Here is a 26,809-nt window from a genome sequence, read left to right as displayed (position 1 = left end):
AGGTGTGCTATGAAACGAGTCCAGGCGTTGAAAGCCCTTTCCAATGATCATCACCAGGGGCTGGTGCTCGCCAAGCGTGCCATGCAGGCTGCGGACGAGTACAAGCCGGCGAAAATGGTATGGGCTGAAATGACCATGCATTTCAGTGATGTGCTGGAGCCGCACTTTCAAATAGAGGAGGCGACGCTGGCTGAACCTCTCAGAGCCGCAGGAGAAACGGAGCTGGTGGAACGTCTGGAGCGCGAACACGCACAGTTGAGGGCCTTCTTTCAGCCGGGGCAGGCGCGAGGCTATGAAGAGCTGAAGGCTTTTGGCGAGCTGCTGAAGGCGCATATTCGCTTTGAAGAGCGCGAGCTGTTTGAGGCTGCACAGGAAAAGCTCAGTGAGCATCAACTGCAACAGGTGGAGGCTGCCTGCCGCTGATTTCGGCGCAGGCAATGAAAAGCAAGGCCGAAAGCGTGCTGTCGTACAAAGGATTGCAACATGTCACAAGATTGCCCCGCATTGAGTTCAGCAGCCCCTGTCGCCTGGGGTGTTGTATTTGTACCGGTATTACTGTGGTCAGCCTGGCAACCGGAAGACCGAATGACCTGGCTGCTTGAGGCTGCACCAGCCGTGATTGGAGCAGTTGTACTGCTGGCGACACGCCGTTTTTTTCCATTGACGCCGTTACTGTACGTGGTGATTCTGATTCATTGCATCATCCTGATGGTGGGAGCGCACTACACCTATGCCAAGGTGCCGCTTTTTGACCTGTTCAAAGACTGGTTCGAATGGCAGCGCAACAACTATGACAAGCTTGGTCATTTGGCGCAGGGCTTTGTGCCTGCGATGATCGCGCGCGAGCTGTTGATCCGGCTGCAGGTGATTCCGTCTGCAGCCTGGCGCAACTTTTTCATTATCTGCTTTTGCCTTGCATTCAGTGCATTTTACGAACTGATTGAGTGGTGGGTAGCCCTGATATCAGAAGAAGACGCCGAGGCGTTTCTGGGTACTCAGGGCTATGTCTGGGACACTCAGTCCGATATGGCATGGGCGCTTGGAGGCGCGATTCTGGCATTGTTTACGCTGAACAGACTGCATGACCGACAGTTGAATGACATGGACACCGCCCGGCCGTAATGTGAGATTTTGATCCGTTACCGGTAGACTGAAACCTGGTTTATTGATGGAGCGGATGATGAAACGGAAACAACCGGGGCGGATATTGTGTCTGGGTGTATTGTTGGCCTGTTTCCAGGGGCAGGCACTGGCTGAATATCAGGTAGAAAGAAACAGTGAATTACTGCTGCAAACCTCCCTCTGGACCAAGCACTACAGCAGTGACCCTGAGCATACGGAAGATCAGAAACTGATCAATGCCGAGTGGACCTTCTCAGGCTCCGGTATTACTGCAGAGCGTACCGGCCAATGGTATGACGATGTGCGTGTCGTGGCGGGCGGTGCCAGATTCAAGAACTCGTTCGACCAGCCTACCGTCTATCTTTACGCCGGTGGTCGCTATGACTATTACGAAACACCGTCCGTACGTGCCTATGCCAAGGTGACAGCAGGGTTGCTGCACGGCTACAGGGGGGAATACAGGGACAAGATTCCGCTGAACCACTTCGGTGTTGCGCCGGCGATACTGCCCGCTTTCGGGGTAGAGGTGAAGCGTATCAATCTGGAGATGATTCCGTTTGGAACAGCGGGGGTAATGTTTAATATCGGTTACGTATTTCGCTGATACCCGGTGTTAACCCCAGACACCGGTTGGCTGGTGTCTGGGGGGGCACTTACACCTTCATCAGCACCGACTTGAGCTCAGTGTAGTGCTCGATACAGGCCGCGCCCATTTCCCGTCCGAGACCGGATTGCTTGAAACCGCCAAACGGCAGGGATGGGTCCAGTGCAGTGTGACAGTTGACCCACACGCTGCCGGACTTAATACGGGGAATCATGCGATGGACCGCCGACAGATTATTCGACCAGATACTGGCACCGAGGCCATACTGGCTGTCATTGGCAATTCTGACCGCCTCGTCGATGTCATCAAACGGCATGGCCACCAGTACCGGGCCGAAGATCTCCTCCTGTACCAGTGTTGAACGCTGATCCACATCCACCACCACCGTGGGCTGGATGAAGAAGCCGGGCCCCTGACGGTCACCACCGGTGGTGATTCTGGCACCCTCGGCCAGCCCTTTCTCGATAAAGCCGTGTACTCGCTGCTGCTGCACGGCGGAGACCAGCGGCCCCATCTCGGTGTTCGGGTCCAGTCCGTTACCCAGACGAATCCGGCCCGCGATATTGGTGATATCCGCTACCAGATTGTCAAACAGCTTGCGCTGCACATACAGGCGCGAACCGGCACAGCACACCTGCCCCTGATTAAAGAAGATTGCATTGGCGGCCCCTGCGGCGGCCTCCTGCGGATCGGCGTCTTCCAGCACGATGGTGGGTGACTTGCCGCCCAGCTCAAGTGTCACCCGCGTCATGTGGTCCATGGCGGCCTTGCCGATCAGCTTGCCGACACCGGTTGAGCCGGTGAAAGTGAGCTTGTCGACGTCAGGGTGTGAAGACAGGGCTGCACCGGCATCCTGCCCCAGTCCCGGGACAACGTTCAACACTCCGGGCGGATAGCCTGCTTCCAGCGCCAGTTCACCCAGGCGCAAGGCGGTCAGGGGGGTATCTTCAGCCGGCTTCAGTACGACCGTACACCCAGTCGCCAGTGCCGGGCCGAGCTTCCAGCAGGCCAGCAGCAACGGGAAGTTCCAGGCCACAATGGCACCCACCACACCGACCGGCTCACGCCGCGTGTAACCGTGGAACTGCGCGCCCGGCATGAAGGGCACCGAAGGCTGTACACAACTGCCCTCGATTTTGGTCGCCCAGCCGGCCATGTAGCGCAGAAAGTTGACGGCCAGCTGAATGTCCACCCCCTTGGCGATGGCGACGCTCTTGCCGTTATCCAGACACTCGATCTCGGCCAGTGAGTCGGCGTTGGCGTCGATCAGGTCGGCAAAACGCCATAACAGACGCTCGCGCTCGACCGGTATCATGCGGCTCCAGCTGGAGTCCTCGAACGTTTGGCGTGCTGTTGCGACGGCCTGATCAATATCAGCGGCGGTGCCGCAGGCGACTTTGGTGAAGCACTCGCCGGTGGCGGGGTTGATCACATCAATCTCCCTGACTTCGGAACCTGCAGGGCGTTGATCGCCAATCAGCAAAGCGTGGCGGCGATTGATGAAAGCCTGAGTATCAGAGTGAAGGGCAAACTCCGTCATGGTGAACCTCTTATCGTTGTCGTTGAGTCTGTCTCCCCTGTATCGCAATGGCTGTGCCAGTTTTGATTAAATCCTAACTCAATGAAATTGAATGGGTTTGTCTTTATATGCCCTGGTTTTGGCTGTTATGGCCTGTCGCAGAATGAGACAGCTGTCTGAATCTGATTCAGCCCGCTACTCCGGCTTCAGGCCCCGAAAATGGGCGTCTGTCTCAGGATGAAACAGGTGTCGCGATATTAAACAGATTCCGCGGCCTGGCTGACGGGGTCGAAAGTCGTAATATTTCACTCAAGTGACTGTTTTGTTTTGGAAAGATGAACTTGGCACAGGCTGTGCTACCTCCTTTGTGACTCAACATTGACCTGGATCTCGACGGGCGTCTCGAAAGATGCTCTTGCAATGACCACAGAAGGAGGTCGGACCTTGAATACAACAACTCTGAAACCGCTGGGCGGGGGGCTGCTGGCATTGGCGCTGGCGGTGAGTGCTCAGGCGGCCATGGCCAACGACAGTGCCGAACAGATCATCAGCAGCAAGTGTCTGGCGTGCCACACCCAGGAGGCTGATCAACAGTGGAGCCGTATCAGCCATCAGCGCAAATCGCCGGAAGGCTGGCTGATGACGATTGCCCGCATGCAGATCATGCATGGCCTGCAGATCAGCGATGAAGACCGGCGTACGCTGGTGAAATATCTGGCGGACCGGCAGGGGCTGGCACCGGAAGAAACCGAAGGGGCACGCTATGCACTGGAGCGTCGTCTGAATACGTCCGAAGCGTTCGATTCGCAGGAATTTACCGAGATGTGTGCCCGCTGTCATTCGGGGGCACGTGTGCTGCTGCAGCGTCGGCCCGCCGAAGAGTGGGAGCACCTGGTTCACTTCCATCTGGGCCAGTGGCCCACCACCGAATTTCAGGCGCTGGCGCGCGATCGGGACTGGTTCGAGCTGGCGCTGAATCAGATGGTGCCGCAACTGACAGACACCCTGCCCATGAAGTCCGCAGCCTGGGATCAGTGGCAGCAGCAGCCGGCAGCGCCGGTCAGCGGTGGCTGGACAATGGTCGGCCATATGCCGGGTCGCGGCGCCTTCCATGCCGAGATGCAGGTCACGCCTGCAGAGGGTCAGGATCAGTATCAGGTCAGCCTCAGTGGTCAGTATGACGACGGCACCCCCATCAAAGGGCAGGGTATGGCTGTGGTGTATACCGGCTATGAATGGCGAGCGGATCTTGAGATCGATGGACGCGCCATGCGACAGGTGTTTGCGCTGCGCAATGGGCAGCTGGAAGGTCGCATGTTCCTGCGTGACCACGATGAAGTGGGGGCTGATGTGGTAGCGGCGCGTGCCGATGGCAACAGCCGGGTCCTGGCACTGCAACCGGCTTACATCAAGGCGGGTAACGAAGCCGAAGTCAGCATTATCGGTACAGCTCTTAAGGGTATGCCGGTATTGGGCCAGGGCATTGACGTTATCGAGGTGATCAGTGAAAGCGACAGCCTGATCAAGGTGCGTGCCAGAGCATCCGAAGCCGCCTCGGGCATTCATGAGGTCAGTGTGGGGGCCGCTCAGGGCGGGCGCTTTGCCGTCTATGATCGCATCGCTCAGGTGAAAGTGGTGCCGGAGTTTGCCGTAGCCCGCGTGGGTGGCAATGGCAGTTCAACACCGAAAGTCGAAGCGCGCTTTGAGGCTGAAGCCTGGGCCGTTGGGCCGGACGGCAAGCCCGGTACCGACGACGACTACCGCATCGGCATGATGCCGGCCCAGTGGGCAGTGGCACCCTTTGATGAAGTGGCCGAGGCCGATGGGGATGTTCGCTTTACCGGCCAGATGAACCCGGATACCGGTGTATTCACGCCGGCCGCTGCGGGCCCCAACCCTGAACGACGCATGATGACCAACAACGCCGGTAACCTGAAAGTACAGGCAAGGGTGATGGATGGCGATGACACGCACGATGCCGAAGGGCAGATGATCGTGACGGTGCAGCGCTGGAACAACCCTCCGATCCCCTGACCGATGCCCGATGGCAGAGAAGGGGGGATGCCTGCAGGCATCCGGATGGCAACCTAACAGGGGAGAACAGACATGGGCGCTGTACTCAATCTGGTGGAGCACAACCTGCATGAAGTGCAGGTCGGGGATACCCGCATGTTGTTTCACATACCGTCCAGCTCGCTGTTTGCGCTGGACAGCCTGACATCAGGCATCCTGGACCGGCTGCGCAGTGGCGCCGAGTCGGCCGAGGCGCTGGTCAGCGGCTTGAGCAATCGCTTCTCGGAGCAGGAGATTACCGAAACGGTGCGCGAGCTGCTGGCACTGGAGCTGGTCAATGATGGCCGGCCATTGACCGACGAGATCGGGACCCGCCGGGTAGACCAGTTTCCGCTGACCACCGTGGTGCTGAACGTCAACACCGGCTGCAACCTCAGCTGTACCTACTGCTACAAGGAAGACCTGGATATCCCGTCCGCCGGTCGCAAGATGGAGCTGCAAACCGCGATCGACTCGGTGGAGATGCTGTTGCGCGAATCACCCGACGAGGATCGTTACACGGTGGTGTTCTTTGGTGGTGAGCCGCTAAGCAACCGACCCTTGATTAAAGCGATGGTGGACTATTGTGAGCGCCGCTTTGCCGAACTGGGCAAACAGCTCGATTTCGTCATGACCACCAATGCCACACTGCTGACCGATGAGATCATCGACTGGCTCAATGCCCATCGTTTCGGTCTGTCGGTCAGCATGGACGGCCCCAAGGCGATACATGACAAGAACCGTATCACCGTGGGAGGCCAGGGTACTTACGATGTTGTGCGTCGCAAGGCCTTGAGGCTGCTGGAGCGGTACGATTCACGTCCCATCGGCGCGCGTGTCACGCTGACCCGCGGCACCACGGAGGTGGAACAGATCTGGGACCACCTCTTCAACGACATGGGCTTTTCGGAGGTGGGCTTTGCACCGGTTACCTCCGGCGATATCAGCAGCTACAACCTCAGTTCAGAAGAGCTGATCGAAGTCTTTGCCGGCATGAAACGCCTCGGTCAGCGCTATCTCGATGCGGCACTGGAGCACCGCAATATCGGCTTCTCCAACATGCATCAGCTGATCACCGATCTGCACGAAGGCCATAAAAAGGCACTGCCCTGCGGCGCCGGTCTGAAAATGCTGGCGGTCGATCATGAAGGCGAACTCAACCTGTGCCACCGGTTTACCGGGTCCGACATGCCGACGTTCGGCAATGTGAAAACCGGTGTCCAGCAGGTGGAGCTGGGGGACTTTCTCTCCAAACGGCTGGATAGAACCGATACCGGCTGTGCCAGCTGCCGTATCCGCAATCTGTGCTCAGGCGGCTGTTACCACGAAAGCTATGCCCGCTACGGCGACCCCACTCATCCAACCTACCACTACTGCGACCTGATGCGAGACTGGGTCGACTTCGGCATCGAAGTCTACAGCCGCATCATGGCGGCCAACCCCGCCTTCATAGACCAGTTCATCTCGCCGCGGAGGGCGCACTGATATGAAACATCTCAAAGCGATCAACAACAAGGCGCAGCTGCTCAGTCAGGCCGTGGCCGACGACAGTGTGGAAGAAGTCGTGGCCATGAGCTCGCTGGCAGGTTGTACCGCCACCACCGACCCGGGCTGGGAGATCGATGCCTTTGGCGGCGTGACCTCCCTGTGTCAGCCGATGGAAGCCGATTTGTATGGCTGTGCCGACCCTTGCTGGTGGCCTGCACAGGTGCCGGACATGATGAATACCTACCCGGACTGGAACAAGGACGCCATGAACTCGAAAGATGACTGGCGCAACCTGGGTACCGTATTCCCGAAAGACAAGAACTAAGCCGAGGGTGATCTGACAATGGACAACAAGCGACTTATATCTATGATCCCGGCGGCGGCACTGGTGTTGGGCACCACGCTGTCCGGTGCTGTGCTGGCCAAGGGGCCGGCACTCAAGGAAGGCAACGAGTACATGATCGTGGCCAACTATCCCAACAACATGCATGTGATCGACCTGCAGGCCGATAGCCTCTACAAAAGCTGTGACCTGCCGGATGCATTTGGCCCTGGCGTGACTCAGATGGCCCCGGATGGCAAGACAGCCTATATCCTCAATAACCGCTATGAGGATATCTATGGCGTTAATCTGGACAACTGTGACATTACCTTCCATGCCAAAATGTCACTGCAGAAGAACGAACGCACCAAGTCGATCTTCTCGTTTGCATTGAGCCCGGATGGTTCGGAGCTGTATGCAGTACAGAACCCCACCATGTTGAACCGGGACCACTATCGAGTACAGCCGGCTCGCCTGGCGGTGTACGACACAGGTTCGGGGCTTGATGCCAAACCGATTCGTACCTTCCCGTCACCACGTCAGGTGACCGTGATGCAGACCGGTGCCGATGGCACGCTCTACATGGCCGGTGCCGACATCTACAAGGTGGACGTGAATACCGGTGAGGTCGGAGTTGCCATTCCCAGCCGCAACTGGGAACGCCCCCTGTATGCACCACCGGATGTCTTGAACGCCTGGCCAATACAGGCCCCATCAAAGGATTTCACCATTCTCTACACCACGGCGAAGTTTCAGGATGAAAGCTACAACCTTGACACCGCTGACTGGATCTACGGTTTCATGAACATCAACCTTGAAACCGGTGAGACCGAGACCACGGATTTTGGTCCGATCACCGAGATCTATTTCAGTGGCGTGCGCTCGCCCAAGGACCCGAACCTGGTGTTTGGCGTACTCAACCGGCTGGCCAAGTACGACATCGAGAAAAAGGAGCTGATCGCCGCGGCCGAACTGGATCATTCCTACTACTGTGTTGCCATCAACCACGATGGCTCCAAGATCTATCTGGGCGGCACGTTCAATGACGTAGCAATCTACGATGCCGACAGCATGGAAAAGCTGGGCAACATCCAGCTGCCGGGTGGCGACATGGCGATCTCTACCTCACAGGTCTTTATACGCTGATTTCATCACTCCCCTGTCTGTACTCATGGCTTGACCGGGTTTGCCCGGACGTACGTCCGGGCCCTTTTTGACAGGGTTATGAATAAGGGTTTTCAGGAGCAAAACACGATGACGAAAACGATTCTCGCTGCAACCATCGCGACACTGATGTCGGCTCAGGTTTCAGCCTACACGCTTCACAGTGAAGGTGGCACCGAACTGAACCTTGATATCGAAGCGGTGTTCGGGGTTTTTACCAGCAAAGAAAATTATGGTCTGGGTGCCAAGACTGAAGGGGGAGGCTCCGATTGGCAGGAAGGTTACATCAAGTACGGCTTCTCCGGCAGCCATGCTTACCCGTCAGGAGCCAGTGTTTACGGTGGCCTCAATCTGGTGAGTTCAGGTACCTGGGGCGATGGTGATGCCGGTGGCTTTACCTCCGGGGACGAGAGCGATACCGATCTCGAAGACGCCTATGTGGGCTGGCGCTCCGGCAGCCTGATGTCTGCGCTGGGGGATGATGGTCTGGAGTTCTCTTTCGGGCGCCAGAATTTTTCCATCGGTGACGGCTTCCTGATCAATGGCGATGCACTCAATCTGGGTGACGCGCTCAATGGGGGTGGCTACGATTTTGACCGTGGTGGCGCGTACTGGCTGGCAGCGCGCAAGGCGTTTGACCGCACCGCTATCGTGCGTATCGGCGGTGCCGAAGGCTTGCGGGCCGACCTGTTTTGGATCGAATCCGACAACCCGGCACAGGCGATGACCGAGCTGGCGGGTATCAACGCCGAGTATGTGATGCCTGAAGGTACTTTCGGTGTTGCTTACATCGAAGGTCTTGATGTAAATGAAAAATACGCAGACCCGAATGTAATGGCGTTAACCCACCGTGACGGTCAGCAAACCTTGAGCCTGCGCTATCAGGGCAACGCGGGTGTCGAGAACCTGTTTCTGTCCGGTGAATTCGTGACTCAGGATCAGGGCGACAATACGCGCAAGGATGGCGATGCCTGGTATATGGAAGCGGGCTGGACCTTTGCCGACATGCCTTGGTCACCGAGTGTGAACTACCGTTACGCCACTTTCGACGAAGGCTTTGATCCGCTGTTCTTCGGTTTCAACCGGGGTTACGGCACCTGGTTCCAGGGTGAGGTAGCCGCCAATTACGCGGGCCCGTTCAATTCGGATACCGATGTCCATCACATCGGGGTGAAAGCCAACCCGACCGAAATGCTGACAATCGGTGCCCTGTTCTTTGATTTCAATGATACGGCAGGTGGCTCCGGAGCCCTGGACGGTCAGGAACTGGATCTCTATGCCGAATGGGTAGTCACGCCCAACCTGATCATCAGCCCGCTGATCGGTTTCTATACGCCTGATAACAGCAGCGTCAATGGCGGCAGCCAGATCGGTACAGACGACACCAATGTCTACGGCCAGGTGATAGCTATCGTACCGTTCTGATCGAGGTCGGAACGGATGCAGCTGAAGGGCAGGGCGGGAAACCGCCCTGCCTGAGCTACTTTGCAGGCACGACAATAATGGGGCGCATCATGAAGGGGCTGTTGAAAAACGGGTCACAGTCACAGTGCACCGGGGGATCCTTGATTTCGGGCCAAAGGTGTATCTGCTCTGATTCAAGTGTCGGGAACGCGTAGTCCTGCTCGCCGACCTTGCCCTGCTTGATGCCGCTAAAAGTGCCCAGTGCGGTTACCAGTCGACCGGGTGCATAAATGGCCGGGTCGATGAAGCCGGGTACGAGAATTCTGAAGCGGCCACCGCTTTTATCCGTTTTCAGCGGACGACCGCTGGCATTGAGTGAAAACTGAACCACTTCCAGTTGGCTGCCCTGCTGCAGGTTGCTGACATGGGCAATCTCGCCACCCCAGCGAGCACTCTGGCCTTCAAGTGTGGCTGTTCTGGCGTCTGCAAACGACAGCAAAGCCTGATCTGACTCCGTGCGCAAATCGGATGGGACCGTCGCGCAGCCGTTGATGAAAAGGACGATAAAGACAAGCATTAAACGGTTCATGGGGGCTCCTGTGAACACTGGCCTGCATATTGCTTTGTGACAGTAAGAGAGCGGCGAGAGGTTTGCGCCTCGACTGTCTTTGGCGTATACAGGAGTGACAATTTATGTCGATAGTATATCCGGAAAATAACAATAAAGAGGCCGGAAACATGGCACCCCGTTTACGTCAGGATCTGATAAGCGATCCCGTTCATGCCGCCCGTGTCGCCCGTGAGAGGCTGCAGCTGGAAGGCGAACTCCCCTGCGGCTATCTGCGTGATGAAATAGAAGCATCATGGCGCCGCAGCCTTGAGGCAGGGCTGACCAACTCCAGTCAGTCGCAGCAGTTGATCGATGAGGTCAACGACCTGAAGGGTTTTCGTCAGCAGCACGAGCTGCTTATTCATGCGGCCATGCCCGAAATAGAGCAGCTGGCGCACCAGTTTGGTGATCAGGGGCTGATCATGCTGGCCAATTCGGATGCTCGCATTCTGGCGCTTGAAGGCAGTGATGACATCATCACACCCTCAAGGCAGTTGGCGTTGCGTCAGGGTGTTTCCTGGAGTGAAACACACCGGGGTACCAACGCCATCGGTACCGCCGTGATAGAACGTCGTCCCATTCTGATCAACGAGGAAGAACACTTTCTCGATACCGTATCCCATTTTTCCTGCACCTCTTCCCCCTTGATTGATGCCAGCGGTCAGCTGATAGGTGTGTTGGACCTGACGCGCATCGGTCGCAACAGCCAGCCTCAGGATACACTGGGTGTTGTCCAGCTGGCTGCCCGCAGCATCGAGGGGCGTTTGTTTGCGGGGCAGTACCAGAATCAGATCGTACTGGCTTTTCATACCCGTCAGCAGTATTTGCGCTCGGCCTGGCAGGGTCTGGTGGCACTGGATGAAGAAGGCCGCCTGCTGGCGATCAACGAGCAGGGCTGTCAGCTATTGGGTCGCAGCCGTGAACAGATCGTCAATCGGACATTGAATGAGCTGGTGGGAGAAAAGATCGGCGTTCTGCTCAACACCTGTATGCGCCAGCGTATCGCTTCCGTACAGACCCGGGCCGGTGAGCTGTTCTGTGAACTGCTGCAATTTCCCAAGCGTCTGGGTGGGCTGTCACCGAATCCAAAATCAATCGCTTCTGCACCCGTAACAGATCGGAAACCTCATCCACTGGAGAGTTTTGTGGCCGGTGAACCCAGGCTGCAGCGTTCCATGACCATGGCGGTAAAGGCGCTGGACCAAGATATCCCAGTGCTGCTCAGTGGCGAGACCGGCAGCGGCAAGGAGGTGGCAGCACAGGCCCTGCACCGTAGCAGCTCCCGCGCAGGCGAGCCTTTTGTTGCAGTTAACTGTGCCGCGATTCCTGAAGGGCTGATTGAGTCCGAGCTTTTCGGCTATCGTGAAGGGGCGTTTACCGGTTCCCGCAAGGGCGGCATGGTTGGGCGTTTCCAGCAGGCCAACGGTGGAACCCTGTTTCTGGACGAAATTGGCGATATGCCACTGTCGTTGCAGGCGCGATTGCTGAGGGTGCTGCAGGATCGCAAGGTGGCTCCGCTGGGTGGCGGCGAAGAGGTGGCGCTGGATATTGCACTGATCGGCGCAACACACCGCAATCTGAAACAGATGGTGGCGGAAGGCAGTTTCCGTGAGGATCTGTACTACCGTTTAAACGGTGTCTGTGTTCGCCTGCCGGCCCTGCGTGAGCGTAACGATTTCAACGGTCTGTGTGAACGCTTGCTGAGTCAGTTGCGCCGATCCGACGTTGGCATTGAGCCGCAGCTGCTGCAGCAACTGTCCGAATATCATTGGCCGGGTAACGTGCGCCAGCTGGAAATGGTACTGAAGGTAGCACTGGCCTTTATGGAACCTGAAGAAACCCGCCTCAGTGAAGATCATTTGAGTGACGAGTTTCTGGATGAACTGGTGGAGGCGCCTGCCCCCTGTGGCACGCTGCAGGAAACGCAGGAGGCGCTGATTCGTCAGGCACTGGAACAGCAGCAGGGCAACGTCACGGCGGCCGCCGCTGAGCTAGGGATCAGCCGCGCTACGCTGTATCGGCGAATGAAATCCCTTGGTTTGGTCTGATATTTACAATCTGTTACAAAAGGGTACAAGTTCACACAATAAAAGCGAAACTGGTTTACAGCAGCGTTCTACGCTTAGTGTCGTTAACAATAATGCACAGCGTAGACTCGGTAGCCGGACGTCCGGCTACCGGACATGTTCCTGAGGAATCACGCCCATGAAAAATCAGATCTTCCGTCGCACTTCCGGATACCTTTTGACGGCTGCCGTTGCGGCAGGACTGTCAGCTTCTGCTTCTGCCTATACCCTTCACAGTGACAACGGTACCGAACTGAACCTCGATATCGAGGCGGTGTTCGGGGTGTTTACCAGCAAAGAAACTTATGGTTTGGGCGCTAAAAGCGATCCGGGCCGTTCCAGCTGGCAGGAAGGCTACATCAAGTATGGCCTCTCCGGCAGCCATGCCTACAGCTCCGGTGCCAGTGTGTTTGGTGGTTTGAACCTGGTCAGCTCTGCAACCTGGGGTGATGGCGATGCCGGCGGTTTCACCTCGGGTGATGAAAGTGAAACGGATCTCGAAGATGCATACGTGGGTTGGCGCTCCGGCAGCCTGATCCCGGCGCTGGGTGAAGATGGTCTGGAGCTCTCCTTCGGTCGTCAGAACTTTTCCATTGGTGATGGCTTCCTGATCAATGGTGATGCACTTAACTTCGGTGATGCGCTTGGTCCAGAACTGGATCGTGGTGGTGCCTACTGGCTGGCCGCACGCAAGGCGTTTGACCGTACTGCCATTGTGCGTGTCGGTGGTGCAGAAGGTATGCGTGCCGACCTGTTCTGGCTTGAGTCCGATAACGTTGCGCAGTCCAAAATGGAACTGGCCGGTGTGAACGCCGAGTATGTGATGCCGGAAGGTACTTTTGGTGTGGCTTACATTGAGGGTCTGGACGTCATGAACGGTGGAGCGACACATCGTGATGGCCAGCAGACACTCAGCCTGCGCTATCAGGGTAACGCCGGTGTTGAAAACCTGTTCCTCTCCGGTGAGTTCGTGACTCAGGATCAGGGCGATAGCTCTCAGGCAGATGGTGATGCCTGGTATGTAGAAGCGGGCTGGACCTTTGCCGATGTGGCCTGGTCTCCGAGCGTGAACTACCGCTATTCAAGCTTCGACGAAGGCTTTGATCCGCTGTTCTTCGGCTTCAACCGTGGTTACGGCACCTGGTTCCAGGGTGAAGTGGCGGCCAACTATGCCGGTCCGTTCAACTCAGGTACTGATGTTCACCATGTGGGTGTGAAAGCCAACCCCACAGAGATGCTGAGTGTCGGTGCCCTGTACTTCAACTTCAGTGATACCGATGCAGGTTTCATGGATGGTCAGGAGCTGGATCTGTACGCCGAATGGGTGGTGACACCTAACCTGATCGTGAGTCCGCTGATTGGCTTCTACAAGCCTGACAGCAGCGCCGGCTCACAGCTGGGTGGTAACGATACCAACGTCTACGGCCAGGTAATTGCGATCGTACCGTTCTGATCCATGCCGGGCATTTGAACAACACACAGCCGGTGCCTGCATCGGCTGTGTCATCTGTAGACAAAGGATTTTATATGCAGACTACATTTTCACTCTTCATCAACGGTCAGGCGGTTGACGGCGAGCGCGATGTCTTTCCGGTGATCAACCCGGCGACCGAAGAGGCTTTCGCACATTGCCCGGCCGCTTCACCGGAACAGGTGGACCAGGCGGTGGCCGCCGCTGCAGAAGCATTCAAGACCTTTCAGCATACGCCGGATGCCGAGCGTAAGGCGATGCTGCACAAAATCGCTGATCTGATCGAAGCGAATGCAGATGAGTTGGCCCGGCTTGTAACGCTTGAGCAGGGCAAACCACTGGCACTGGCACAGATGGAAGTGGGCGGCGCCATCGGCTGGACGCGCTACACGGCCGATCTGGATATTCCGGTCAAACTGATCGAAGACAGCCCTGAGCGTTTGGTTGAGCTGCACCGCAAGCCGTTGGGTGTGGTGGGGTCGATTACCCCCTGGAACTGGCCGCTGATGATTGCGGTTTGGCACCTGATGCCGGCGATTCGTACCGGTAACACCTTTGTGTCCAAGCCGTCCTCGTTTACGCCGTTCAGCACGCTGAAGCTGGTTGAGCTGATCAATCAGGTCGTGCCCGCAGGCGTGGCCAACATTGTTACGGGCGAAGGCGGTATTGGCCGCGCCATGACCTCACACCCGAATATTCAGAAGATCGTCTTTACCGGCTCCACACCGACCGGTCAGGACATCATGCGTAAGGCGGCCGATAACCTGAAGCGCCTGACGCTTGAACTGGGTGGCAATGATGCCGGTATCGTTTTGCCGGATGCCGACCTGGACAAGGTGGCGCCCGCCATCTTCCAGACCGCCTTCCTCAACATGGGGCAGACCTGTGCCGCACTCAAGCGTCTGTATGTGCATGACTCTCAGTATGACGACCTGTGTCAGCGGTTGGCCAAAATTGCATCCGAGCAGAAGGTGGGCCCGGGGCTGGACGAGGGTGTGACCTTCGGTCCGGTGCAAAACAAGGCACAGTTCGATCTGGTATCTGAGCTGGTTGAAGATGCCAAGGCGCAGGGTGGACAGATTCTGTCCGGCGGAGCACCGCTGGCCGGTGCAGGCTACTTCTACCCACCGACCATCGTTGCAGGCCTGAGTGATGGCGTGCGCCTGGTCGATGAAGAACAGTTTGGCCCGGTACTGCCCGTGGTTCGCTACAGCGATATCGACGATGCAGTGGCCCGTGCCAACAATAACGTCAACGGTTTGGGTGGCTCTGTTTGGGGCACCGATATCGAGGCGGCACGCAAGGTGGCATCACGGCTTGAATGTGGTACTGCCTGGATCAACAACCATGCTGAAGTCTTGCCCCACTGCCCCTTCGGTGGCTGCAAGATGTCCGGTTTTGGTCTGGAGTTTGGCGAAGAAGGACTTTTGGAATACACGGCTCCGCAACTGCTCAACATCAGCCGCGGCTGATTTTTTCATCATCTCACTTCAGAGTTCAACGCTACGGAAGTGCTTCCGGGGGCTCTTGGCCCCCGGCTTTTTACCCCTTGATTGATCCCCGCCTCTACCTTACCTTGCCGCGTGACCAGGACCGCCATCCGGCCATCAGGGCGTAGCCACAGCACAGTATAAAAGCCAGCTTTAACAGATTCATCAACGCCGGGTACTGCTCCGGTGTAATCCTTTCGTTGCCGATCATGATATTGAACAGGAATACCACCACGGCCATCCCCAGCATGTTGCCCAGCGTGCGGGAAATGTTCAGCAGTGAAGATCCGATGCTGAGTTTTTCAGTGGGCACCGCGCTGAGGGCTCCGTTGTTATTGGGTGATGAAAACAGTCCAAAGCCGGTTCCCATGACCAGCAGCGCGATGGCGACATGCGTATTGCCACTGTCCTGATCCAGCATTGCCAATATAAGGAAGCCTGCTGCAAACATCAGGCAGCCCAGTGTTGCCGGTATACGAGGTTCAAAATGATCCGAAAGACGGCCGGCAAAAGGTGCCAGCAGTGCCATCATCATCGCCTGCAGCAGCATCAGCTGACCGGCCTCGGCCGGTGACAGCCCGCGGATATATTGCAGATACAGGCTGAGCAGAAACTGCAGTGGGTAGTTGGCGGCGTACATGAAGAAGCAGGCCTGAATGGAGCGGAAAAAAATCTTGTTCTGCACCATGCGCCGCAGGCGAATCAACGGGTGGGGTGAGTGCTCCTGCTGATACACAAAGCCTGCCAGCAGTAATAGACCGCAGAATGCCAGCAAACCGCCGTTGACGGTGGGCAGTTCGGCCAGACCGACAAAAAACAGGCTGGAGGCCGCGATAAACAGCAGGCTGCCGATCCAGTCCAACCGCTCATCCACCTGGCGCTCGGTTTCCTGTACATGGCGCCAGACCAAAAGGGCGCAGATCACAGCAAGCGGCAGCGGTGCCAGAAACACGGCATGCCAGTCCCACCACTCGGTCAGCCAGCCGCCGATGGGCGGGCCGCAGGTCAAACCCAAATAAACCGAGGTAGAGGTGAGCCCCAGCGCCATGCCGCGGCCGTGGTTGGCAAACACCTGTGACACGATCGCCATGCCGGTACCAAAGATCATGGCGCCAGCGATCCCCTGCAGCAGGCGTACCAGCAGCAGCCAGCCAATGCTGTCGATGATGATCACCGCCAGTGAGCTGAGCGTGAACAGCAGCAGTCCACTCAGGAACACGCGCTTGCGTCCGATCATATCAGCGATTCGGCCCGCGGGAAGCTGCAGAGCGATGGCGCCGAGCAGGTTCATGGTCGGAATCCAGCTCACCAGCACCGCATCAGCATTCAGGTCATCGGCAATGGCTGGCAGGGCCACGTTGACCGAAGACATGTTCAGCGGCATCAGAAAGGTCGCGACACAGATACTGATCAGCGTGAGCCAGCGAACCGAGGCTGACTGGTAGGGTGAGTCCTGAGCGGCGGTCATTTGAGAATTCCTGTTCCTGTGAACGACACCTCTTATTCTAATCCGCCACAGACACGGCTGTAACGGATGTTACATATTTGCACAAAGAAAAAGCCGGCGGATCAGGGACCGGCCGGCTTTTGCACTGAACAGAAAAACGTCAGAGCAGGTTATACAAGAACACCACCGCAATACCGGCCGGGGTCGCATAACGCAGCACAAACATGAAGCTGCGGTAAATTCCGCCGCTCAAGCCGATCTCCCTGTCCAGACCCTCACGCTTCATCGCCCAACCGGCAAACAGCGCAATCGCCAAACCGCCCAGCGGCATCATCAGGTTGGAGACCAGGAAGTCGAGCAGGTCAAAAATGGTTTTGCCTTCAAAGAAGGGGATAAATGCGAGCGGATGGAAATCAGCCCAGTTGTTGAATGACAGTACGGTACCGATACCGACCAGCCAGATCGCCAGACCACCGCCCAGGGCACTCTTGGCACGGCTGATCCCCTTGTGCTCTTCCAGCCATTCAACCACGGGTTCAAGCATGGAGATGGCAGAGGTCAGTGCGGCCACCAGCAGCAGGGCAAAGAACAGGGTGCCGAAAATCAACCCACCGGTCATCTGGCCAAAAGCCAGCGGCAGCGTAACGAAAATCAGACCGGGTCCTGCACCAGGTTCCAGTCCATTGGCAAATACAAGCGGGAAGATGGCCAGGCCGGCCATCAGGGCAACGCCTGTATCCAGTACCGCAATGGTCATGGCGGTACGCGCAATATTGACCTTCTGTGGCAGGTACGAACCATAGGCCATCATGACGCCAATACCGATACTCAGGGTAAAGGCAGCGTGCCCAAGCGCCGTCAGCACACCCTCGGTGGTGAGCTTGCTGAAGTCGGGCGAGAACATGAAGCTGACCGCTTCGCCGAATTTGCCGGTGGTCATGGCGTAGCCCACCATGATGAACAGCAGTACAAACAGCAGAGGCATCAGGGTGTTGATTGCTCTTTCCATGCCGGAGCGAATGCCGCGACCCACAATGAAAATCACGATCGCCATGAACACACTGTGCCAGAGCAGCAAATCAGTTGCGCTGGCGAGCATGCCACCAAACGCATTGCCGATGGTGTCGGCATCGGCACCGGTGAACATGCCGGATGCGGCCTTGAATACATAGACCAGCGCCCAGCCACCGATGACGGAGTAGAACGATAGTACAAGGAAGGAAGCGATGATGCCGTTCCAGCCGATCAACCGCCAGCCTTTCCGAGTGCCCTCGGTGGTGGTCAGCTCGCGCATGCTGGCAACCGGGCTCTGGCCACCGCGGCGGCCGATCATTACTTCGGCTATCAATACGGGAATACCCACAATGGCGATACAGGCCAGGTACACCAGTACAAAGGCACCGCCGCCGTTTTCACCGGTGATGTAGGGAAATTTCCAGATGTTGCCAAGGCCGACGGCCGAGCCGACGGCGGCCAGAATAAAGGCCATGCGGGACGACCAGAGGCTGCCCGCCTGCTGGTGTGCTTTGGGTGTTGATTGACTCATGGTGTGAGTTCTCCGGTTTCGTTATTGTTATCGGTCAGAGGCCGGTGCTGACTGAAAGGCCCCCGCTGTCATTGCAGCGGAGGCCCGGTTAAAACATTAGGCAGTGCGTCCGCTTTCCTCCCGGGAAAGCACTTCCCGAATCGCCTCGCTGACACGGGGCAGGGTGGTGGCGGACAGACCGGCGATATTGATCCGACTGGAATCCAGCATGTAAATGCCAAACTCCTCGCGCAGGATCTGAACCTGTTGCGGCGTAATCCCCAGGAAGGAGAACATGCCGCGCTGCCGTTCGATAAAGCTGAAGTCACCGGCCGGGGCCAGTGCCTTGCTGAAGGCGGCGCGCAGATCCAGAATGCGATCACACATCGCGCCCAGCTCTGTTTGCCACTGGTGTGCCAGCTCGGATGAGTCGAGGATCAGCTCGACCACCGCTGCGCCATGCGAAGGCGGCATGGAGTAGTGCGACCGGATCGCACTCAGCAGCTGACTGGCCGCCGCCTTGCCCTGTGTGGGCGTGGCGGCAATCAGCATCAGGGCACCGGTACGCTCCCGGTACAGGCCGAAGTTCTTGGAACAGGAGGAGGCAATGATCACCTCCGGCAGTCGCTCTGCCATCAGGCGTACGCCCTGTGCATCCTGCTCCAGCCCTTCACCCAGACCCTGATAGGCCATATCGATAAACGGCAGCAGTCCCTTGCGCTCGATCAGGTCCGTGATAGCGGCCCATTGATCGGCGTCCAGATCTGCGCCGGACGGATTATGACAGCAGCCGTGCAGGAGCACCACATCACCGGCGGCGGCCTGCTCCAGACAGGCCAGCATGGCATCGAAGTCGACACTCAGGCTGGTGCGATCCAGATAGGGATATTCGCGAATAGTCAGGCCAGCCCCGCCCAGCAGCGGTATATGGTTGGCCCAGGTTGGGGTGCTGACCCAGACAGTGGTGTCCGGTCGGCACAATTTGAGAAACTCGGCCGCCATCCGCAGGGCGCCACAGCCACCGGGTGTCTGTACCACGGTGGCGCGGCCATCACGCAGAGCGCTATGGCCAGCCCCCAGCATCAGCTGACCGATCAGCTGATTGAAGCCTTCGGAACCTGCCGGGCCGATGTAGGCCTTGGTGGTTTCCGTTCCGAGCAGACGCCGTTCGGCAGCCTGTACAGCAGTCATGATCGGTGTTTGACCGGCCTCGTCCCGGTACACGCCCACTCCAAGGTCTACCTTGTCGGTTCTCGGGTCTTCACGAAAGGCCTTCATCAGCCCCAGAATCGGGTCCTGTGGCAGGGTTTTCAGCTGTTCAAACATGGGCTTCCTCCTCGGTTTTGGCCAGCTTGATCAGCGTAGCCTGTCCGGTCTCGAATGCTTTCATCAGCAGTGTGTGCTTCTGGGCGACACCCTCGGCTGCCTGTTCACGCACAGGGCCGTAGCCGCGGATTTCGGACGGCAGCTCTGCCAGCTCAAGGGCAAAACTGTAGTTGGATGCATTCAGCTCCTTGGCAAAACGACCAAGCAGCTCTCTGTATTCCGCCAGCAGGGCACGATCCAGCTTGCGATCGGCGGAAAAACGGAAGGGGTCGAACGCTGTGTTACGAAGCCCCTTCAAAGGTGCGAGAACGTTCATGGCTCTCAGCATCCACGGACCGAACTGACGTTTTGCTGGACGACCACGAGCATCCTTCTTCCGGCTCAGCAGTGGGGGGGCCAGGTGGAAGTGGATACGGTAGTCGCCATCAAAGGTCTGCTCGATCTCTCGCAGGAAATCGGTTTGGGTGAACAGTCGTGCAACTTCATACTCGTCCTTGTACGACATCAGCCGGAACAGCTGCTGGGCCACGCTGCGGGTCAGGGGCAGATCTGTCTGTCCCAGCGCCGTTTCGGCCAGGCGGACCTGTTCAACCTGTACACGATACTGTTCGGCCCAGTCGGCGTTCTGGTACGCCGTCAGGTGTTTCATGCGACGCTCGATCAATTGCTCCAGCGTCTCTTTTTCAGGCGTGATCGTCTTTTCGCGGGCTTCTTCACTGAGCAGCGACATTACGTAGTCGCGATCAGTTACCGCCAGACGGCCCCAGCCAAATGCCTGTTTGTTGCGCTCGATCGCCACGCCATTGAGTTCGATGGCCCGCATCAGGGCGTCCAGTGATACAGGCACCAAGCCTTTTTGCCAGGCGAAGCCAAGCATCATCACGTTAGAGAACACGGTATCGCCCAGCAGTTTTTCGGCGATCAGGTTGGCATTCAGCTGATCGAAAGCGTCCTGACCCACGGCATCCTGCAGCAGCTTCAGGCGTTTATCGGCCTGCATGTCGGCATCGCGGTAGAGCACGTAGTCGGCCGTGGCCAGCTCGGCTTCATTGGCGACGATACGGGTGTGGTTCGGGCGCAGCACGTTCAGCGCTTTCTGCGAGGTGGCCACGACCATGTCGCAGGCGACCATGGCATCGGCCTGACCGTTCTCGATTCGCACCTGATGCAGGCTGTCCGGTGATGGTGCAAGGCGCACATAGCTCAGCACGGTGCCGCCTTTCTGGGCAAAGCCCATAAAGTCGAGTACCGAAGCGCCCTTGGATTCCAGATGGGCCGCCATGGTGATCAGCTGGCCCACAGTGACCACACCGGTGCCGCCGACGCCGCCGACCAGCAGGTCATAGCTGCCTTGCAGTGCGGGAACGGTGGGCTGAGAGATGTTATGCAGGCGCTGCTCCAGCTCGGCGCCCAGATCCAGTCCCTTGGACTTGCGCAGCTGGCCGCCTTCGATGGTCACGAAGCTTGGGCAAAAACCGGTGACGCAGGAGAAGTCCTTGTTGCAGGAGGACTGGTCGATCTTGCGCTTGCGGCCCAGCTCGGTCTCGCGCGGAATCACGGACAGGCAGTTGGACTGAGTGGAACAGTCGCCACAGCCTTCACAGACGTGATGGTTGATGACGGCACGCTTGGCCGGGTCCGGGAACTGGCCACGCTTGCGGCGACGGCGTTTCTCGGCGGCACAGGTTTGATCGTAGATCAGCACGGTACAGCCCGGAATCTCGCGCAGCTCGCGCTGTACGGCATCCAGCTCGGAACGGTCGTGGAAGGTCACGCCCTGCGGGAACAGGGACTCATGGCCCTTGTATTTTTCCGGCTCGTCGCTCAGGACGACCACGCGTTTGGCACCTTCGGCCGATACCTGCTTGGCGATGGCGTCCACAGTGATCTGGCCGTCTACCGGCTGACCGCCGGTCATGGCGACGGCGTCGTTGAACAGGATCTTGTAGGTGATGTTGATCCCGGCCGCAATCGCCTGACGGATCGCCATGGAGCCGGAATGGAAATAGGTGCCTTCCCCCAGGTTCTGGAACACGTGCGGGTTGCCGGTGTAACGGCTCTTGCCGATCCAGTTGACGCCTTCACCGCCCATCTGAATCAGGGATTCGGTATCACGGCTCATCCAGGAGGCCATAAAATGGCAACCGATACCGGCCAGCGCCTTGCTGCCTTCGGGGACCTTGGTAGAGGAGTTGTGCGGGCAGCCGGAGCAGAAGTACGGCATGCGACGCACTCCACCCGGGTCGGTAATGCCCAGCGAGCAATTGATCTGTTCAAGTCCGTTGGTAAATGTAGCCCCGAAAAAGCGATCCAGACGGGCAGCCAGATAGCCGGCCAATAGTTTCGGGCTCAGTTCGCCCACATAGGGAATCAGCGGCTCGCCGTTCTGATCCTGCTTGCCGGTGATCAGAACTTCACCCGGGCGGTCGGGCTCGGACATGTACTCCTTGATCTGGCTTTCGATGATGCCGCGCTTCTCTTCGATCACCAGCACCTCTTCCTTGCCGTGAACGAAATCGAGAATGCCCTTGCGCTCCAGCGGCCAGACCATACCGACCTTATAAATATCGAGACCGAGCGTTTTGGCACGTGCTGCATCGATACCCAGCAGCTGCAGCGCTTCCATCAGGTCCAGATAGCCCTTGCCGGTGGTCACGATACCGAAGCGCGCATTGTCGGTGTTGAAGATACGGCGGTCGATGGGATTGGCGCGGGCAAAGGCCTGAACCGCTGCCATCTTGTGCTCGATGCGGGTTTCCAGCTGAGGCCCGGGCAGGTCCGGCCAACGGTAGTGCAGACCATCCGCCGGCGGTGTGAAGTCGGTTGGCGTTACAAAGGTTGGCAGCGGCTTGAGTTCGACAGAGGCCGCACTTTCGACGGTTTCGGAGATCGCCTTGAAACCCACCCAGCAGCCGCTGAAGCGCGACAGGGCGTAGCCCCAGAGACCAAACTCCATATATTCGGAAAGGTTGGCCGGATTGATAGTCGGCATGAACCAGGCCATGAATGCTACATCGGACTGGTGCGGCATGGAGGAGGATACACAGCCGTGGTCATCACCGGCGACGACCAGTACGCCGCCATGGGGCGAGCTGCCGTAGGTGGTGCCGTGCTTGAGTGCATCCCCGGCGCGATCGACGCCCGGACCCTTGCCGTACCAAAGACCGAACACGCCTTCGACCTGCTTGTCGGCATCAGTCTCGACCTGCTGGCTGCCGAGAATAATGGTGGTCGCCAGATCTTCGTTGATCGCGGGTACGAAATCGATGCGGTGTTCATCCAACAGCTTTTTGGTCTGCCAGAGTGCCTGGTCGTAGGCGCCCAGCGGTGAGCCACGATAGCCGCTGATCAGGCCAGCGGTGTTGAGGCCGTTCTGCCTGTCGAGGCGTGCCTGCATCAATGGAATGCGAACCAGCGCCTGAGTGCCGGTGAGAAACACGCGACCGGTGTCGCGCAGATAGCGATCCTCGAGACGATAGTCATCGAGCGTGGGGGCATCATTGACAGACATACCCGGTACCTCTCTGTGTTGGATCTTGTTGTTATCCGGGGACGCCGCCGGATGGCAGAGCGGACGAGCCCGTATTCATGGCTGTAAATTGTAGGGACAAGGCGGGTAAAGGTGCTTGCTATTTGAACAACGGTTTCACTGGATTTGGAAAAATTATTTCTTTATTTGGCTATATGAGAAATAATCTTTGAAAAAAATAGAGTGTTACCAAATGAAACAGGTTGAATTGGACAGTTTTGATCGCCGGATACTCGATCATCTGCAACAGGATGGGCGCATCAGTAACCAGCAATTGGCTGAACAGGTAGGGTTATCACCAGCGGCCTGCTGGCGCCGGGTGAGAGCTCTGGAAGAGAAGGGCGCCATTGAAGGCTATGCGGCGAGACTTAATCCACAGGTCTTGGGGCAGGCGCTGAGTGTGTTTGCACTGGTTTCGCTGCAGCGACACAACATCGACAGTACGGCTGAATTTGAGCAACAGGTGATGACCTATCCCGAGGTACTGCAGTGCTTTGCCGTAACCGGTAATGCTGATTTTGTGCTGCGAGTAGTGGTACCGGACATGCCTTCGTATGATCGTTTTCTGAATGAAAAGATCTTTACACTTCAAGGCATTGCCCAGGTGCACTCCAATTTTGCCTTGCGTGAGATCAAGAACACTCAGAATCTTCCGCTTTAGCCATGTTGCGGGTTTGCTACTGTGTAGACTCAATGTTATAAAACATGAAATTTCAATAACTTCTCAGCAGGCGGCAGGGAGCTGAATCTGTACTGAGTTTGCCCAGATGTAGATGGGCCAGATGAAACCATGCCCCTGACGATTGATTCAAAAACGCTTCCGCGCTATCAGACCCGTGCCTTCATCGGTACCGTACTTGTACTCATGCTGCTGGTGTCGGCCTTCTTTGTGGTGACGGCTTGGCAGAATGGCCATGAACGGCTGCGCCAGCAACGCCTTTGGCTGCAGCAAAGTAGTCAGGAAAAGCTGCGTCAGGAAGTGGATGCCACTCTCGATTACATCAATTTTACTCGCCAGCAAACCGAAGCTGTTCTGCGTGACAATATCCAGGCTCAGGTGCGTCAGGCGATGCAGTTGGCCCAGTCGATCTATGACATGGAAATTCAGCTGCATGGCGATGGTGCAAAGGAGCAGGTTGGCGAACTGATCCGTGAAGCACTGCGCGATCTGCGCTTCTTCGATGGGCGAGGCTATATTTTCATCGACACGCTTGAAGGTGAATGCATACTGCTGCCGATCAGTCCTGACATTGAAGGTAAATCCCTGCTCGATAACCAGGATGACACTGGTCACTACATCATGCGTGGGTTGATTGAGGCGGTACAGAACCCGAATCAGGCCGGTTTTTCGCGCTACCGCTGGTATGCACCGGATTACCCGGATGAAATGCGGGAAAAAATCGCTTATGTGGAACTGTTTGAGCCGCTTGATTGGATTATCGGCACCGGCGATTACCTTTACCAGGTCGAGAACGATCTCAAACAGCAGGCACTGAATCGACTTGAAGCGCTGACGTTTGGAGATGAGGGTTATATCGCAGTATTGCATAAAAGTGGACAGGTGCTGCTTTCGCCAACGCGCCCCGGCTCATCCGGAAAGCTGGTGAGTCAACTCGACTCTGAACACCGCAAGATGGTCAACTGGCTGCTTGAACAGGCAACGCCCGAGGGTCGTTTTGTTGAGTATGACTGGTACAAACCGGGTGCTGAAGGAATTCACCATAAACTGTCGCTGGTGCAGGAAGTCCCCGAATGGGACTGGGTGCTCATTGCCGGGATTTATCAGGAAAGCATGGACGAAGTGCTGGCAATGCAAAAAACCAAGCTGGAGCAGGAACTGCAGAATGACCTGCAGTGGCTGATTCTGGTGTTGCTGTTTGCCATGGCGGCCGCCATTCTGGTGGCCTGGATTATTTCACGCTGGCTGCGCACATTGATGCGCCGTTACCAGCAGGAGATCGACCAGCGCCAGGTTGAACTTGAGCGTACGGCGGATGAATTGAAACTGTCGGCACAGGTGTTTGAGTCAGCCAGTGAGGGCGCAATGATCAGTGATGCCGACAACCGCATCATGGCGGTCAATCCTGCGTTCACCCGTATCACAGGCTACCCGGAAGCAGAGGTACTGGGTAAAACGCCGGCGTTATTGGCCTCGGGACGTCACAGTCCGGCTTTCTTCGAGCGGATGTGGCAGACCTTGCAGGAACAGGGTACCTGGCAAGGTGAAGTATGGAACCGGCGACGCAGTGGCGAGATATACCCACAGTGGCTGTCGATCAGCCTGGTTCGGGGTGAGGCGGGTGTGGTGCGCAATCACGTCGCCATGCTGACCGACATGACCGAGCGCAAAGAGGCTGAAGACCAACTGCGTTACCTCTCTGACTTCGACCCGCTCACGGACCTGCCCAACCGTCGCCTGTTGCGTGATCGAACCATTCAGGCTATTGCTCGTGCACGCAGACGCCATGAGCAGGCAGCACTGTTGATTATTGACCTGGATCGGTTCAAGAATATCAATGATTCGCTGGGTCACGGTAGTGGTGACACAGTACTCAAGATTATTGCGAGCCGGCTTTCCGAGCAGGCGCGTGACAGTGACACTATCAGCCGCTTGGGTGGGGATGAATTCGTAATCCTGCTGCCGGATCTGGATGAACAGGCTGACCTGTCAGGCTTGGCTTCACGCTACCTGCAGCTGATCGCGGAGCCTTTACAGGTTGAAGATCATACGATGGTCACCACAGCCAGTATCGGTTTGGCACTTTATCCCGGTGATGGTGAAGACTTTGATACGTTGCTCAAGAATGCTGATACGGCGCTGTATCACGCTAAAGGGCAGGGGCGTAACAACTTCCAGTTCTTCACTGAGGCGATGAACCAGCAGGTCTCCGAACGTCTGTTGATGGAAACGCGATTACGAGATGCGCTGGGCCGTGATGAGCTTGAACTCTACTATCAGCCGCAATATGACTTTTCCAGTAACCGACTCACTGGCTGTGAAGCCCTGCTGCGGTGGAACAGTAGCCAGGGTCTGGTGATGCCGGATCGTTTTATTCCACTGGCGGAAGAGACTGGTCTGATCATTCCAATTGGTGCCTGGGTACTGCAGCAAGCCTGTAACCAGGCAGTTGAATGGGATCGTATCCATGGCAAGCCGCTGACTATGGCGGTAAATGTGTCAGCGGTACAGTTCCGGCCTGAGCTGGTTGATGAGGTGAAGGCTGCGTTGTCAGAAAGCGGCTTCCCGGCCGATCAATTGGTGCTTGAGGTCACCGAAAGTGTGCTGATGAGTGATGTTGAAGGTTCAATCAGTCTTCTGCATCAGTTGCGTGAACTGGGCGTTCGTATCGCGCTGGATGATTTTGGTACCGGTTACGCAAGTCTGGCCTACCTGAAACGGTTTGCGCTGGACAAGCTCAAGATCGGTCGAACCTTCATTATGGGCATCCCGGACGATGAGGATGATGTGGCGATCACCTCATCCATTATCGACATTGCGCGACATCTGCGGCTGAAAACAGTAGCGGAGGGTGTCGAGACCGAAGCGCATTGTGAGTTCCTGCGTCGAGCAGGCTGCCATATTGCACAAGGCTACTTTTACGCCCGCCCGTTGCCCGCCAGTGAGTTTGAGCTGAAGCTGAAATGAAGGGAGGAGGCTGAAAGCGGTGGC

Annotated in this window: 19 protein-coding genes; 13 read left to right on the top strand and 6 right to left on the bottom strand. The window is 57.2% G+C overall.

All coding sequences use genetic code 11. The features are described 5' to 3' along the window. Positions 1-9: 9 nt before the first annotated feature. Genes ABIE60_RS08750 through ABIE60_RS08740 form a run of 3 tightly spaced genes read left to right on the top strand, consistent with a single transcriptional unit; the run spans position 10 to position 1,726 of the window. Complete coding sequence (locus ABIE60_RS08750) at positions 10-423, top strand: hemerythrin domain-containing protein (RefSeq protein WP_354469053.1); 414 nt, start codon at positions 10-12, stop codon at positions 421-423. A gap of 60 nt (positions 424-483) precedes the next feature. Further along, the gene (locus ABIE60_RS08745; protein WP_354469052.1) at positions 484-1,122 is read left to right on the top strand and encodes a DUF2238 domain-containing protein; all 639 of its coding nucleotides are present in this window, start codon (positions 484-486) and stop codon (positions 1,120-1,122) included. A gap of 58 nt (positions 1,123-1,180) precedes the next feature. Next, positions 1,181-1,726 carry a hypothetical protein gene (locus ABIE60_RS08740; RefSeq protein WP_354469051.1) on the top strand — a complete coding sequence of 182 codons (546 nt, stop codon included), beginning with the start codon at positions 1,181-1,183 and terminating at the stop codon, positions 1,724-1,726. A gap of 49 nt (positions 1,727-1,775) precedes the next feature. On the opposite strand, the gene ABIE60_RS08735 is transcribed toward ABIE60_RS08740, so the two are convergent. After that, on the bottom strand, positions 1,776-3,266 hold the full coding sequence (locus ABIE60_RS08735; RefSeq protein WP_354469050.1) for an aldehyde dehydrogenase family protein: 1,491 nt from the start codon (positions 3,264-3,266) through the stop codon (positions 1,776-1,778). A gap of 423 nt (positions 3,267-3,689) precedes the next feature. Between ABIE60_RS08735 and peaA the strand changes: the two genes are divergently transcribed. From peaA to ABIE60_RS08710, 5 genes are all read left to right on the top strand, one after another. Beyond that, positions 3,690-5,279, top strand: coding sequence for a quinohemoprotein amine dehydrogenase subunit alpha (gene peaA / locus ABIE60_RS08730; RefSeq protein WP_354469049.1), 1,590 nt, complete (start codon positions 3,690-3,692; stop codon positions 5,277-5,279). A gap of 72 nt (positions 5,280-5,351) precedes the next feature. After that, the gene (peaB, locus tag ABIE60_RS08725; protein WP_354469047.1) at positions 5,352-6,782 is read left to right on the top strand and encodes a quinohemoprotein amine dehydrogenase maturation protein; all 1,431 of its coding nucleotides are present in this window, start codon (positions 5,352-5,354) and stop codon (positions 6,780-6,782) included. A gap of 1 nt (position 6,783) precedes the next feature. After that, positions 6,784-7,110: a quinohemoprotein amine dehydrogenase subunit gamma gene (gene qhpC, locus ABIE60_RS08720; RefSeq protein WP_010323735.1), complete on the top strand. Its 327-nt coding sequence runs from the start codon at positions 6,784-6,786 to the stop codon at positions 7,108-7,110. An 18-nt stretch (positions 7,111-7,128) separates the two neighbouring features. Continuing rightward, on the top strand, positions 7,129-8,253 hold the full coding sequence (gene peaD / locus ABIE60_RS08715) for a quinohemoprotein amine dehydrogenase subunit beta (RefSeq protein WP_354469046.1): 1,125 nt from the start codon (positions 7,129-7,131) through the stop codon (positions 8,251-8,253). A 108-nt stretch (positions 8,254-8,361) separates the two neighbouring features. After that, a complete protein-coding gene (locus ABIE60_RS08710) occupies positions 8,362-9,696 on the top strand; it encodes an alginate export family protein (RefSeq protein WP_354469045.1) in 1,335 nt (444 codons plus the stop codon). 55 nt (positions 9,697-9,751) lie between these two features. Here the strand turns inward: ABIE60_RS08710 and ABIE60_RS08705 are convergent, their stop codons facing one another. Beyond that, positions 9,752-10,264, bottom strand: a complete 513-nt coding sequence (locus tag ABIE60_RS08705; protein WP_354469044.1) for a Slp family lipoprotein — start codon at positions 10,262-10,264, stop codon at positions 9,752-9,754. Between the two features lie 149 nt (positions 10,265-10,413). Here ABIE60_RS08705 and ABIE60_RS08700 point away from each other — a divergent pair, with 149 nt between their 5' ends. From ABIE60_RS08700 to ABIE60_RS08690, 3 genes are all read left to right on the top strand, one after another. Further along, on the top strand, positions 10,414-12,333 hold the full coding sequence (locus ABIE60_RS08700) for a sigma-54-dependent Fis family transcriptional regulator (protein WP_354469043.1): 1,920 nt from the start codon (positions 10,414-10,416) through the stop codon (positions 12,331-12,333). Positions 12,334-12,490: 157 nt separating this feature from the next. Continuing rightward, positions 12,491-13,804 carry an alginate export family protein gene (locus ABIE60_RS08695; RefSeq protein WP_354469042.1) on the top strand — a complete coding sequence of 438 codons (1,314 nt, stop codon included), beginning with the start codon at positions 12,491-12,493 and terminating at the stop codon, positions 13,802-13,804. Positions 13,805-13,878: 74 nt separating this feature from the next. Continuing rightward, the gene (locus ABIE60_RS08690) at positions 13,879-15,294 is read left to right on the top strand and encodes an aldehyde dehydrogenase family protein (RefSeq protein ID WP_354469040.1); all 1,416 of its coding nucleotides are present in this window, start codon (positions 13,879-13,881) and stop codon (positions 15,292-15,294) included. A 94-nt stretch (positions 15,295-15,388) separates the two neighbouring features. Here the strand turns inward: ABIE60_RS08690 and ABIE60_RS08685 are convergent, their stop codons facing one another. From ABIE60_RS08685 to ABIE60_RS08670, 4 genes are all read right to left on the bottom strand, one after another. Then, positions 15,389-16,780 carry an MFS transporter gene (locus ABIE60_RS08685; protein WP_354469039.1) on the bottom strand — a complete coding sequence of 464 codons (1,392 nt, stop codon included), beginning with the start codon at positions 16,778-16,780 and terminating at the stop codon, positions 15,389-15,391. A gap of 139 nt (positions 16,781-16,919) precedes the next feature. Then, entirely contained in the window at positions 16,920-18,305 is a 1,386-nt protein-coding gene (locus tag ABIE60_RS08680; RefSeq protein ID WP_354469038.1) for a sodium-dependent transporter, read from the bottom strand. Between the two features lie 96 nt (positions 18,306-18,401). Beyond that, on the bottom strand, positions 18,402-19,610 hold the full coding sequence (locus ABIE60_RS08675) for an amino acid aminotransferase (RefSeq protein WP_354469037.1): 1,209 nt from the start codon (positions 19,608-19,610) through the stop codon (positions 18,402-18,404). Further along, positions 19,603-23,121, bottom strand: a complete 3,519-nt coding sequence (locus ABIE60_RS08670) for an indolepyruvate ferredoxin oxidoreductase family protein (RefSeq protein ID WP_354469036.1) — start codon at positions 23,119-23,121, stop codon at positions 19,603-19,605. The genes ABIE60_RS08675 and ABIE60_RS08670 overlap by 8 nt, the downstream gene beginning before the upstream one ends. A 211-nt stretch (positions 23,122-23,332) precedes the next feature. On the opposite strand from ABIE60_RS08670, the gene ABIE60_RS08665 reads away from it, so the two are divergent. Then, positions 23,333-23,800, top strand: a complete 468-nt coding sequence (locus ABIE60_RS08665; protein ID WP_354409908.1) for an Lrp/AsnC family transcriptional regulator — start codon at positions 23,333-23,335, stop codon at positions 23,798-23,800. A 129-nt stretch (positions 23,801-23,929) separates the two neighbouring features. Then, the gene (locus tag ABIE60_RS08660; protein ID WP_354469034.1) at positions 23,930-26,785 is read left to right on the top strand and encodes a bifunctional diguanylate cyclase/phosphodiesterase; all 2,856 of its coding nucleotides are present in this window, start codon (positions 23,930-23,932) and stop codon (positions 26,783-26,785) included. Positions 26,786-26,809 lie beyond the last annotated feature (24 nt).

The organism is Marinobacterium sp. MBR-109 (assembly GCF_040547565.1).
GTDB lineage: Bacteria > Pseudomonadota > Gammaproteobacteria > Pseudomonadales > Balneatricaceae > Marinobacterium.
This window is presented reverse-complemented; position numbering and strand designations above follow the sequence as displayed.